8 protein-coding genes are annotated in these 13,928 nt (G+C 46.0%); 7 read left to right on the forward strand and 1 reads right to left on the reverse strand.

The genetic code is table 11. The features are described 5' to 3' along the window. Positions 1-129: 129 nt before the first annotated feature. Entirely contained in the window at positions 130-1,353 is a 1,224-nt protein-coding gene (locus NKT06_RS09195; RefSeq protein ID WP_253432891.1) for an aminotransferase-like domain-containing protein, read from the forward strand. A gap of 188 nt (positions 1,354-1,541) precedes the next feature. Continuing rightward, positions 1,542-2,168 (forward strand): FMN-dependent NADH-azoreductase, encoded by a 627-nt coding sequence (locus tag NKT06_RS09200; protein ID WP_253432893.1) that lies wholly within the window; start codon positions 1,542-1,544, stop codon positions 2,166-2,168. 112 nt (positions 2,169-2,280) lie between these two features. On the opposite strand, the gene NKT06_RS09205 is transcribed toward NKT06_RS09200, so the two are convergent. Beyond that, a complete protein-coding gene (locus NKT06_RS09205; protein ID WP_253432896.1) occupies positions 2,281-3,126 on the reverse strand; it encodes a DUF2161 domain-containing phosphodiesterase in 846 nt (281 codons plus the stop codon). Positions 3,127-3,488: 362 nt separating this feature from the next. On the opposite strand from NKT06_RS09205, the gene NKT06_RS09210 reads away from it, so the two are divergent. The 5 genes from NKT06_RS09210 (at position 3,489) to NKT06_RS09230 (ending at position 13,674) form a co-directional block, all read left to right on the forward strand. Further along, complete coding sequence (locus NKT06_RS09210) at positions 3,489-5,384, forward strand: PrkA family serine protein kinase (protein ID WP_253432899.1); 1,896 nt, start codon at positions 3,489-3,491, stop codon at positions 5,382-5,384. 241 nt (positions 5,385-5,625) lie between these two features. Continuing rightward, positions 5,626-6,633 carry a globin-coupled sensor protein gene (locus tag NKT06_RS09215; protein WP_253432902.1) on the forward strand — a complete coding sequence of 336 codons (1,008 nt, stop codon included), beginning with the start codon at positions 5,626-5,628 and terminating at the stop codon, positions 6,631-6,633. 128 nt (positions 6,634-6,761) lie between these two features. Continuing rightward, a complete protein-coding gene (locus NKT06_RS09220; protein ID WP_253432905.1) occupies positions 6,762-7,766 on the forward strand; it encodes a LacI family DNA-binding transcriptional regulator in 1,005 nt (334 codons plus the stop codon). A gap of 336 nt (positions 7,767-8,102) precedes the next feature. Then, positions 8,103-10,928 (forward strand): endo-1,4-beta-xylanase, encoded by a 2,826-nt coding sequence (locus NKT06_RS09225; RefSeq protein WP_253432908.1) that lies wholly within the window; start codon positions 8,103-8,105, stop codon positions 10,926-10,928. Between the two features lie 265 nt (positions 10,929-11,193). Next, complete coding sequence (locus NKT06_RS09230; protein ID WP_253432911.1) at positions 11,194-13,674, forward strand: EAL domain-containing protein; 2,481 nt, start codon at positions 11,194-11,196, stop codon at positions 13,672-13,674. The last annotated feature ends 254 nt before the right edge of the window (positions 13,675-13,928 follow it).

Consider the following 13,928-nt stretch of genomic DNA (forward strand, 5'->3'; position numbering starts at 1 on the left):
GTTTGTTCTTCATAATAACCACAACTGGTCGGTATGCATCCGGTCATATTCGATGGCCAGCACGAATAGGTTGTAGGGCTGCGGACTGCGAGTACAGTTTCGGAATAGGGATGAAAGGGGAACGGATCGATGAAATATTTCTTTGCTTCCCGTACCAACAGGCTTTTGTCATCACCACTGAGGGATATACGTGAGATGTCTGGCAGAGATTATTTCATTTCTCTGGCAGAAGAATTGCCTGCGGAGGAGTTGTTTCCTTTCAAATTGTTGGAAGAAGCAGCGGTGTCTGTCTTTAGTTCAGGCCCTTCCGCTTTGCAATATGGAGAGCCAGCAGGCTACACACCCCTAAGAGAGTGGTTGAACAAAGACTGGAATGCACGCAAAGGCATACGAACGGTACCCGAGCAGATTCTGTTGACCACTGGTACCCAGCAGGCCATCGATCTCGTGATGCGTCTATTGCTTGAGCCAGGAGATTCTGTACTGGTTGAACATCCCACATCTCCAGGCTGTCTTGAAGTTTTGGAGATGCAAGGAGCCAAGATTGTGCCCGTCATGGGTGATCGGGACGGCATACTGCCAGACCTTTTGGAGCATCACATGCAGCAGGTTAGACCGAAGCTGCTTTTTGCTGCACCCAGTTTCTCAAATCCGACTGGTGCTTTGTGGAGTATGGAGCGTCGGGAGGCTGTCCTTGAACTGTGTTCGCGCTATGGTGTACTGCTTGTGGAAGATGATTCCTACGGAGAGCTCCATTTCGATGGCCTTGAACCAACGGAATTCTATCGTAAATATCCTTCACTCTTTGCACTGGATACTGCAGATCAGGGTGGACATGTTCTATACATTGGTTCATTCAGCAAAACGGTAGCGCCCGCTCTTCGAACCGGATGGGCCGCTGGACATCCGGCACTGATTCAGGCCATGGCCTCAGTTAAACGGATTGCTGATGGTCAGTCCAGTCCGATGAATCAGCGGCTGTTGTATCAATTGCTTGCCCATTCCCCTTTTCGTTGGAGTGATCACCTGTCCATGTTGAATCGGGAGTATAAGACAAGACTCAAACTGATGCTTGAGCTGTTGAAGAGACCGGGCTGGAAAGGGTGTGAGTACAACATCCCAGAGGGTGGAATGTATCTGTGGGTACAGTTGCCGGAAGGATTGGATAGTGGCGCTCTGCTTAAGGCAGCTCTGCCCAAAGGTGTATCTTTTCTGCCTGGATCACTATGTTCTACAGGTGTACAGGATCAACGTTACATTCGATTGAACTTTAGCCATCCGGGCCGGGATGAATTGCTTCTCGGCATGAATCTGATCAGTGAAGCCATTTCCGAATTTACGGCTCGTAGCTAAGTCAGATCCAAAATAGATTGTAGCAAAATTAAAATTGGTTCATGACCAAAGTGATTACGTTATTGCATCCACTAACATTTTTATATATAATATGAATTAATGAGTTGTTGGTTTCTTTATATAAGCTACATTGGTGGCCAGTTCAGAAAAAGCACTCATATATTTTATCTAACGGGGGAAAATTCAACATGTCTAATATTTTATTTGTTAAAGCAAATGACCGTCCTGCAGATCAAGCAGTCAGCGTTAAATTGTACGATGCATTCTTGAGCGCATACAAAGAGTCCCACCCAGGTGACACAGTTACTGAGTTGGATCTCTACAATACAGAATTCCCATTCTATGGTAACACTGCAATTACAGGTACTTACAAAGCAGCTAACGGTTTTGAACTGACAGCTGACGAGCAAAAAGCAGCTTCACTTGCAGCACAATTGCAAGATCAATTCCTGGCAGCTGACAAAATTGTATTTGCATTCCCACTGTGGAACTTCACTGTTCCAGCTCCATTGGTAAACTACATTGCTTACCTGAGCCAAGCTGGTAAAACATTCAAATACACTGCTGAAGGTCCTGTAGGACTTGCTGGCGACAAAAAAGTAGCTTTGCTTAACGCACGTGGTGGCGTGTACTCCGAAGGTCCGATGGCAGCTGCTGAAATGTCCCTGAACTTCCTGAAAACAGTTCTCGGCTTGTGGGGCATTCAAAACCCTGAAGTAGTTATCGTTGAAGGACATAACGCTTCTGCAGATCGTGCTGAAGAAATCGTTACTGCAGGTCTGAAATTGGCTTCCGAAGTAGCAGTAAAATTCTAATAGCAATCTTCTATATAGAACACATCAAAACACCTGTAGTCTCCAGTGGAGATTACAGGTGTTTTTTTTCATTCTCATTTTTTTCACATCCGTTACTTCAGATGATTCCGATTTAGATCTCGCCTGTATTTTTCAAGTATTGCTCCGCTGTTTCGGCGATATGCGCAAGGTCGTCCTTATTTTCAACAGATACCGAATACGTTACATCAAGTTCATTAATGGTTCGTTCGATCATATCATTATCCTCAAGCATATGTGCATGCTCGGTTAACGCCTGTGCTCCCTTAATTGTCAGAATATATTTCCCTCGGGAGAGGCGTTCAAACCAGCCATAATAATTCTTTTGCAGAATCGCCGCGGCAGAACCTACACCAGTCTGTCTGGCGAGGGTGGCGGGAGAGGCTTCTCCGTTCGTTCGCAGAGCGGATGCGACCCGTAAGGCCTTCTCACGATATGCCGTGACCAGCTGTCTGCGTGTGCTGCCTCCCGTATTGTAATCTCCGCTGCGTTCGTCGAATTCCTTCAGCAGGCGTTTCCGTCGAACACCACTTTTGCGAGCAACCTGATTGCGACCAGTGAGGGGAATCTGGGCGGAGGGCTCGCATAATACATCAATCAGGGGAGCTTTGGTTTTGTAAAAAGTGACCGTCAGCAGCCCCAGACCGAGCTGTCTGCATAATGCAGTCAGTTCGCTCCAGCGTTGGTTCACGGCTCCGCGTTTGCTGCGATTGCGCTCGACGGCCAAATACACGAACGGGCTAAGCTTCAAGCGCTGCATGCCCTGCAACAAGAGGGAGAGGTTAAATGTTTTTTTCATCTCCACAATCAGTGGTTCCTCCTGATCCGATCTGACCCCTACGAGGTCACAATGTCTGACTTCCGCCTTCACGTCGAAGCCACGCTGCTCGAAGAAAGCCTTCACAGGCGAATATAATTCGGTTTCGTATTGCACTGCCATCGTTCGTGCTCCTTTCCTAAAGTGGTCAGGGATCTGACCAGGCATTGTCCGGTTTCCTGAATTTAGAACCCTCATTATATCATATTCGTTCTTTTTTTTCTGAAGGCACAAGATGTCTGATAGAACAGGGAAAAGCCAAAATTCAAAGCCGTGGATTGAAAAAAAGAGGTCAACTTATCCGAATTGCCGCATAGGTATGTAATACACTTTTCACAACAAAACAAGATGTTTGGACAGAGGGTGGCGGGACTACACAGAACCGCAAGATTGGTATTCAAGCAGGAGCCGCAATTCTATTGATTTCTTCATACCATTCGGAATGGTTGACAATCACACTAAAGGAGCCATGGGAGGTACCAAGCATGAATATTTTTGAACGCGTTGCGGAACATCGGGCAGAGAGTGACCGTTTGACATGGAACGGAACATTTGAAGATTATATTGAACTGCTGAGAAAGGACCCGACTCCGGCAATGACGGCTCACGCCAGAGTGTATGAAATGATTGAATCGTTTGGCGTGGAAGAAGTAGGTGGGCATAAGCGGTACAAGTTTTTTGAGCAGGAGATCTTTGGATTGGATCGATCCATTGAAAAGTTGGTTGAAGAATACTTTCACTCAGCAGCACGCCGTCTGGATGTACGTAAGCGGATCTTGCTGCTTATGGGTCCCGTAAGTGGAGGTAAATCAACGTTGGTTACGTTGCTGAAGCGGGGTCTTGAACAGTTCTCGCGGACAGAGAAAGGTGCCATATACGCCATTGATGGATGCCCGATGCATGAGGAACCGCTGCATCTGATTCCACTGGAGCTTCGTCCTGAAGTTGAAAAGGAAATTGGAGTCCGCATTGAGGGTAACCTTTGCCCATCCTGCCAGATGAGACTCCGTACCGAATATGGGGGTGATATCAGCAAGGTGCCCGTGGAACGAGTCATTGTTTCAGAAGATAATCGTGTGGGGATAGGAACGTTCAGTCCATCCGATCCGAAATCGCAGGATATTGCCGATCTGACCGGTAGCATCGACTTCTCCACCATTACCGAGTTTGGTTCTGAATCCGATCCACGTGCCTATCGTTTTGATGGGGAGTTGAACAAGGCGAACCGTGGATTGATGGAGTTCCAGGAGATGTTGAAATGTGATGAAAAATTCTTGTGGAATCTATTGTCACTCACACAGGAGGGGAATTTCAAAGCAGGACGCTTCGCCTTAATCAGTGCAGATGAGATGATTGTGGCGCATACGAATGAATCGGAGTATAAGTCATTTATCTCCAACAAGAAGAATGAGGCACTGCAATCCCGGATGATTGTTATGCCGATCCCGTACAACTTGAAAGTATCCGAGGAAGAGAAAATCTACGCCAAGCTCATTCAGCAAAGTGACATGAAGCATGTTCATATTGCACCGCATGCACTGCGGACTGCAGCCATTTTTTCCATACTTACCCGCTTGAAGGAAACGAAGAAACAAGGCATGGATCTCGTTAAAAAAATGCGGATGTATGACGGTGAGGAAGTGGAAGGTTATAAAGAAGCCGATCTGCGCGAGATGCAAAATGAGTATCTGGATGAAGGGATGTCTGGCATTGACCCGCGGTATGTCATCAACCGGATCTCCAGTGCATTGATCAAGCAAAATCTTCAGTGCATTAACGCGTTGGACATTCTGCGGGCCATCAAGGACGGTCTGGACCAACATGCTTCGATTACGAAAGAAGAGCGGGAGCGGTATCTGAATTTTATTGCTCTTGCACGCAAGGAGTATGACGAACTGGCCAAGAAGGAAGTACAGAAAGCATTTGTGTACTCATTCGAGGAGTCGGCGAGAACGTTATTCGAGAATTATCTGGATAACATTGAAGCATTCTGCAACTGGTCCAAAATTCGTGATCCACTCACAGATGAAGAAATGGACCCGGATGAGCGTTTGATGCGTTCAATCGAGGAGCAGATCGGGATCTCCGAGAATGCAAAGAAAGCGTTCAGGGAAGAGATTCTAATCCGAATCTCGGCTTACTCCCGTAAGGAGCGCAAATTCGAGTACAGCAGCCATGACCGTCTGCGTGAAGCGATTGAGAAGAAGTTGTTTACAGATCTGAAAGACATCGTCAAGATTACAACCTCAACCAAAACACCGGATGCAACCCAATTGAAACGAATGAATGAAGTGATCAAACGCTTAATTGAAGAACATGGATATACCGCAGCGAGCGCCAATGAACTGCTACGATATGTGGGCAGTCTGCTTAATCGCTAATCGGCAACGAACCATTCCGGATCAGGCTTCTGATGTCTGCTGTGAGGCTCCTTCACAGCAGAGTCAGGGCCTTTTTAGTTCAATAAGCATGATATTAATCTAAAATGCTGACAAATAAGGTTAATTTTACGATGAATTAGTTCTAATGGTTTATGTAAATTTAGGTATTTTAGTCTATAATCGATACATATATTTACAATTTAAAGTAATGGTGTTTATTAAGGAGCTGACTGAACCAGATATGAGCAGTATTTCCGCAACAAGACAGAAGCAACTTGATTACATGGGATTAACCGCAGGAGATCTAACACTGCTTGCCGATCATCGGCCTGTTTTTAAAAAAGTCGTTAATGAAGTGGTGGATCATTTCTACAATCATGTGGGGAATTATCCTGAATTGGTAGATCTGATCGCTCGGTTCTCTACAATTGATCGCCTAAAAGAAACACAGAAGATGTACTGGTTATCGATGACGGATGGAATCGTGGACGACGCATATATTGAGCAACGTATTGCGATTGGACTTGTGCATTCCCGTATTGGTCTGTCTGAAGATTATTATCTGGGTACCTATATGGTCTACCTAGATATTGCAACGAGCATATTCCAGCAGGTTATCCCTGATTCCTGGCATCTTGTCATTCAGGCGCTCAGCAAAATGTTCAATCTGGATTCACAGCTTGTCCTTGAAGCCTATGAGAAGAAAGAAAAAGAAAAGTTACATCAGCTTGCCGATGATCAACAACATACCTTGCAGGCGATCACGCAGATTACCCAAGAGCTTACAGGCATGATTAGTGAACTGAATGAAAATGCTCTAGCCATCTCGAATGTAGCCAAAGAAACAGCGGCTTCTCAGGATCAGGCTCAAGTTCTGCTCACGGAATTAACAGGGGAGATCCAGCAGATCGGAAAAATGGGTGAACTCATTCGGGAAATATCGGATCAGAGTCATCTTGTCGGTCTGAATGCAGCGATTGAAGCTGCTCATGCAGGAGAGTTCGGACGTGGCTTCGAAGTGGTTGCCAGTGAGGTGCGCAAGCTTGCAGCCAGTTCCCGGGACGCCCAGGGTAAAATTCAGTCCAATCTGGAGCAGATCATGAAGAAACTGAGCAGTGTGCAGCAGGAGTCAGATCATACCTCTCGCGGAGCACGTAGCCAAGCTTCACGCTCGGCTGAACTCGCTGTATTTGCAACAACAATGGAGAAACTGTCTCTGGATTTGAAGAATCTGGAACAGCAGGAATAGAGCTTAAAAGCATTAGGAACCTTCCATACCGTTTCAGGCTGTTTTAAGCTATAATGGGTAGACAAACCTGCCGATGTTATAGAAAAGCAGCCGGAGACAGGGGATTTGAAAGAGGTTGAGGTGATCAGATGGCTTCTATCCATGATGTGGCCAAGGAAGCGGGAGTATCTGTTGCAACCGTTTCCAAAGTGATAAACGATTATCCTGATGTAAGTGAAAAAACACGCAAAAAAGTCAATATAGCCATCGAATTATTGAAATATCAACCCAATGTGGTCGCACGTGGACTTGTAAAACGCCGTTCATGGACGGTAGGCGTATTGTTGACGGTTCCGTTTACGAATCCTTTTGTATCAGAATTGCTGGAAGGAATCAAGACTGCGCTGGAGAACAGTGGTTATGATCTGGTCCGGTTATCTACTCGATTCGATGATCCGGCGTACTCGTTCATCAAACATTGTCGCAGTCGTAACGTGGATGGTGTGGTGGTATTTGGTGAAGGCAGAGAAAACGCGAGTATTCAGGAATTGGTGGATGCAGAGATTCCAACGATGTTTGTAGATACGGACATGTTAGGCAAACGTGCTGGTTACATTACTACAGATAACGCGAACGGGATCTCCATGAGTGTCAAACATCTGTATGAGCTTGGACACCGCAAGATTGCTTATATCTCAGGGACACTCGGACCTGCCGTAGCTAATCTGCGATTGGAAGGATATCGGGAAGGGCTGCGAGAATGCGGCATTCCGTATTCTACGATATATCTGGAAGTTTGCGATTATTCATTTGATGGCGGCAGCAAGGCTGCAAGGAGATTGTTGGCACTTCAGGATCAGCCAACGGGGATTGTCTGTGCATCAGACATGTCTGCCTTTGGGGCAATTCATGAGATTGAAAAGCATGGACTGAGTGTGCCAGAAGATATTTCTGTTGTCGGATTCGACAACACATATTATGCTGAGGTGTTCAAACCAGGACTGACCACGGTGAATCAGAATATCTATTCGATCGGTATTAAATCCATCGAATATTTGATTGCCATGATTGAGAATCCGGCTTATTCACCACCCGTTGTGACGGAACCTTCCAATTTGGTCATTCGTCAGACGACAGCACCTTTAAAAGTGTAAAGACGTTGACATGGAGCACAGCTAACAAGCTGTGCTTTTTGTCATTTCTATAGCTGCTTATGAGCATGTTGACAGTGGAATGAGAACATTCTGTCAATCATCATAAGCGGATATAAAGATTTTATTTATGTTGAAACTGCCTGCATATTATTGTGAAGATTTTAGAAGAAGTCCTATAGTTTAACGGGTAAACAAAGTTTGGTGGCAATCGTATAATGAAAGTGCTTACAATTTCTGTTGAATAACGTCTATCCAATCCTGCACAACGATCTTGTAAAGGGCGGGCGCAAGACAGAACAGAGGTTACTCTTCACAAACAACCAAGGAGGAGATCGGATGCATTTGAGAAAATGGTGGAGCTTGTGCTTGTCGGCTGTATTGATCTTCAGTATGTTCCCGAGTGTGGGAACAGGAGGGGCACGTGCTCAAGCGGCTGCGGACGTTAAGACTGGCGATGATGAAGTGCTGTTCGAGGCTAATTTTGAGGATGGCGTGTTGGGACAATGGCGTCCACGTGCGAGTGAAAAGCTTGATATCGTAAACCAAGTAGGTCACGACAGCACACGCAGTCTGAGAACCTCTTCCCGTACGGAAACGTTCCATGGACCCTTAATTGAAGTAATAGACCACGTACAGAAGGGCAGCACGGTTCATATTTCGTTTTGGGCCATGTACGATGAAGGACCCGACAGTCAGGTCATTAACGGTTCACTGGAGAAAGAGTACAATAACGATGCTTCAAGTCGTGAATATGCTACGTTTGCCTCTGCAACGCTGAACAAAGGACAGTGGAAAAAAATCGAGGCAGATGTGGTGATTCCAGGAGAAAATAGTGGTATCACCGGATTCCGGATGTATGCAGAGACACCATGGAAGACGTCAGCGGAAGTGACGCCGGCAGATACGATTACTTTTTACGTAGATGATGTTCTGATTACGGAAGCCGAAAAAATTGAAATAGAGCCAAACATTCCGAATCTCGTGGATGTCGTGGGAAAAAACTATGCCATGGGAGCGGCAATCGACCAGTCTGCACTGGATGCAGAAGATCCGCATTCCCAGTTGTTGACGAAACATTTTAATAGTATTACAGCGGGCAATTTTATGAAAATGGATGCGATGCAACCAAAGGAAGGGCAGTTTGTCTGGTCAGAGGCAGATCGTCTGGTGAACTTCGCCGAAGCAAATGACATGGAGGTAAGAGGTCATACCCTGTTATGGCATAGTCAGGTGCCGGACTGGTTCTTTACCGATCCGAATGATGCTTCAAAACCTGCCACGCGGGAACAGTTGCTTGCACGGATGAAAACTCATATTCAGACCATCGTGACTCGTTACAAAGGAAAGGTTCATACATGGGATGTCGTCAATGAAGTCATCTCAGACGGAGGCGGCTTGCGGAATGGGGCCAGTAATTCCAAGTGGAAAGATATTATTGGGGATGTAGATGGCGATGGAGATGACAGTGATTACATTGAACTGGCTTTCCGATATGCACGTGAGGCTGACCCCGATGCTGTACTAGTGATTAATGACTATGGAATGGAGGGCAATGGAAACAAGCTGAATGATATGGTGAAGCTTGTAGAGAAGCTGCTTGCTAAAGGAACACCGATTGATGCGGTTGGATTCCAGATGCATGTGTCGATGTACGGACCTGATGTAAAGCTCATTCGTGAGGCTTTTGAGAAAGTGATCGCTCTTGGTGTGAATGTACAGGTTACAGAGCTGGACGTTTCGATCTATTCAAGTAATTCTGAACTGGAGATGCCTGTCACAGATGAATTAATGCTGCAACAAGCTTACCGTTATCGTGAACTGTTCGACCTGTTTGACGAGTTGGGAAAACGCGGCGTAATGGACAGTGTTACAGTATGGGGACTTGCGGATGATGGTACATGGCTTGACAACCATCCAGTCAAAGGACGCAAAGATGCACCATTGTTATTTGATCGTAAATTAAAAGCAAAACCGGCCTATTGGGCACTGGTGGATGCTACCACGCTTCCGATCTATCGGAATGAATGGACAGCACTTAAGGCGAGCCCTTCTTTCCCGAATCACAAAGGACAGGAAGATATTCTTTGGGGTGCTGTGAAAGGACTGGAAATTAATCATCTGGCAGATGGTACATCTGCAGTTACGGGTGAGGCTCGTGTGATGTGGGATGCCAAAAAGGTGAATTTACGAGTGGAAGTGAAGGATACTACACGTCGCAAAGGTGATCAGGTGCAGGTTTTCCTCGCGGAAGAAGTAAAGGGTACGGGCGCTGCAACTTCTGAAGCTGATCTATCTGCCAAGAAGAAAAATCCGCCGTCTGCAAATGGCCAATATACGTTCAAACGGGAGGGTGGTAAAGGCAAGGATAAAAATGCTTACAACATACAGGAGACAAAAACGGGTTATGTTGTATACGCATCACTGCCTTTGTCAGCTGCTTTACTTACCCAAGGTCAGGTCTTGTCTCTTGATTTTCGGATTACGGATGAACATGCTGCTGGAAAAACAGCTACCATCGTTTGGAATGATATTTCCAATCAGCAGCCTGATAAACCAGCCAACCGGGGGAAACTGAAGCTGGGTTCTGTCTTGAAACAAACGAAGGTCACGTACGGCAAACCTGTAATTGATGCGAAAAAGGAAGACATCTGGAAAAAGGCTGCATCTGTTAAAACGGATGTCTGGGTCATCGGAAATTCAGGTGCAACAGCGACTGCACAGTTGTTATGGGATGAAAAATACCTGTACGTATTGGCAGATGTGAAAGATCCTTTGCGAAGCAAGTTAAGTTCTAATGCACATGAGCAGGATTCGATCGAGATTTTTATCGACCCGAGCAAAGATCAGACTACGTTCTATCAGGAGGATGACGCCCAGTATCGGGTTAACTTTGATAATGAGGCTTCTTTTGGAGGAAATGCACGGAAAGAAAGCTTCAAATCAGCTACCCGATTAACAAGCGGAGGGTATACCGTTGAAGTGGCAATCCCTCTAGATAGCGTTCGTGCTGAAGGGCAAAGATGGATTGGATTCGATCTTCAAGTTAATGATGATGGCGCGGGAGATGGCAAGCGCAGCAGTGTGTCCATCTGGAGTGATTCATCAGGTAATTCTTATCAAGATACTTCCGGTTTTGGAAGTCTGTTACTGACTCGCAAATAGAATATTCAGCTATGTATTGGAATATGAGAATGTCAGCTATTAAACATCGTATTTCTGGAAATAAGTGTTGATTTTAAAGGCTGGGACGTTTAGACTATATACATTCAAATAAACGGGTTCCAATGTATGACAACGGCTTCAACTAAGTCTGTGGTCACGAGTCAAATGATGCGGAGGGAGTGCCTGTCATCCAGACAGCGCACTCGCTTCTTTTTTACATTTTTGCTTACATATGAGGCATTTCCCGGTTGAAAGGACAGAGTGAGTGGAGCACTTACATGGTACGTACAACATAGAACTTGTTATTTTATCCTATATTATTGCATCGTTAGCTTCGTACGCAGCCCTTGACCTTGCAGGCCGTGTAAGTCAGGCTAGCGGGATGGCGCGGAATGTATGGCTTACCTGCGGTGCAGTCTCGATGGGGCTGGGGATCTGGTCCATGCATTTCGTAGGTATGCTGGCTTTTGTTCTGCCTACGCAAGTCTCCTATTCCACCGGTAAGGTTGTTTTATCTGTTCTACTTGCTATTGTCGCATCGGGGGTAGCCTTGAACATTGCGGGAAGACAATCGGGCAGGATAAGCAAGCTCGTGATTGCTGGAGTGCTTATGACAGTCGGGATCAGCTCAATGCATTATGTGGGAATGGCAGCGATGTCGACTCCGGTTACGTATGAACCTGGCAGAGTGATGTTATCCATTCTGATTGCAGCACTTGCTTCATTTGCGGCACTATGGCTCATGTTTTTCTTCCGATATCATCAATCCAGACATACCTGGGTTTACAAGATGGGCAGCGGTCTTATTATGGGTGTTGGTATCTCTGGCATGCACTATACCGGGATGTCAGCCGCACAGTTCCATCATTCACATGCCTCGATGGCAAGTTCAGGGATGCAGATTGAACCCGGTATTCTCGCCTACCTGATCGCATCGGGCACATTTATTGCACTGGGCTTGACGTTATTCGGCATATTTATCAACCAGCGTATGTCCCAGAAGGATCAACGGATTCATGAGAACGAGCAATGGTACCAGGCCCTGTATCATAACCATTCGGATGCCATTATTTCAGTGGATAAGGAAGGCATTGTCAAAGGCATTAATGCTGCTGTAACAACAATCACCGGTTATCCTGAAAAAAGGGTCATGGATCGTTCCATTGATGAAATTGTTCAGCAGATCGATATTGAGTGGATCAGTGAATTTGACTCCATTGATTGGGATGATCATGGGCTGGAGCAGGCGCACTACTTGGCCAAGATGAGAGACGTACAGGGTGAACTTCTGGACCTTAGTATTGTTGTAGTTCCTGTTGTCATTGATGATAAACATGTGGGAAGTCACATTTTGATCAAAGACATTACGGAGGAAAAGCAGGCTCAGGAGAATATTCGTCACCAAGCTTTGCATGATCCGTTGACGGGGCTGCCTAATCGGCGCAAGTTGGATGAGGTGCTGGCATGTACAATCCAATCTTCAGAAGAAAAAGGACATTCGTTTGCTGTTATGGTGATGGATATAGACCGATTTAAGATGATTAATGACTCTTTGGGACACTCCATTGGAGATGTATTTCTAAGAGAAGTCAGCAACCGGATTATAAAAGCCATAGAAGCTTCGGATCCCTTGGCTATGGAGAATGTCATGCTGGCCCGCATGGGCGGTGACGAGTTCACACTCGTTGTGACCCATGATCAAGCGACAGAGGTAAGAGTGGCAGAACTTGCAAAACAGATTGTTGAAGCCATTCAGTTACCCTACCGCTTGAAGGAAAATGACTTTTACGTGACCGCCAGCATTGGAATTGCGATGTATCCCGATCATGGAGTGGGAGTGGATGCTTTGCTGAAACATGCGGACTCCGCCATGTATGAAGTGAAGAAAAACGGCAAAAATGGTTTCCAATTCTACACGGCCCAACTGGATTCGGAACTGTATGAACGTATTGAGCTGGAAGGTTACCTGCGTAAAGCGTTGGAACGCGATGAGATGGTTCTGTACTATCAACCGCAGATTCGTACCGAGGATAGTCGTATGATCGGTGTCGAAGCTCTTATACGTTGGAACCATCCACTCAAAGGACTGCTCGCACCCAATGTGTTTATCCCGCTTGCAGAAGAGACAGGCATGATCTATGAGATTGGCAAATGGACGCTGCGCGAAGCGTGCAGGCAGATGAAGCTCTGGCATGCCAGCGGTGGGCCGCTCATTCCGGTATCGGTAAACTTGTCCAGCCAGCAGTTCCATCAATCGAATTTGGTAGAACAGGTCAAGAACGCACTCTTGGAGACAGGGCTGGAGGCACGGTACCTGGAGCTGGAGATTACAGAGAGCATGATGATGGATGCAACGGTATCTACGGCAATTCTGAATGAACTTAACGCACTGGGTGTCAAGATCAGCCTGGATGATTTCGGGACGGGATACAGTTCACTGAGTTATCTGAAACATTTCCCGATACACAAGCTCAAGATTGATCGTTCATTCGTGACGGACATTACAGAGAGTCACAGCGATCAGGCGATTGTGGCGACCATTATATCGATGGCACAGAATCTCAAGATGGAAGTGATTGCCGAAGGCATAGAGACGAAAGGCCAACTGGATATTCTGATGCAGAATGACTGCCGGGAAATTCAGGGATATTATTTCAGTCGTCCACTGCCGGCAAGTGAAGTGGAGCATGACTTTTTTGTGCCGCTGCGATTGCAGGGTAATATTGCACCATCGGTACCATCCTAATTTTATGTATGCCAAGCGGCAAGTTCCCGTGTATGTCGGGAACTTGCCGCTTTTTTATGTCTTATGTTAGTCAGTATGTACTGTTCATTTTATATACTGTTGAGGAAAAGTTAGGTCCAATATGTATGAAAATTCATTAAATATCCCGAAAAAAAAGCATTCTAGTTAAATTAAATCGGAGGATTTCAGATGAGTTCCCCCAATTCTGATAGGGGTTACCTGGTCCCATCCCGACAATAGACAAATGGATTGAA

It is taken from the genome of Paenibacillus sp. 1781tsa1, assembly GCF_024159265.1.
GTDB lineage: Bacteria > Bacillota > Bacilli > Paenibacillales > Paenibacillaceae > Paenibacillus.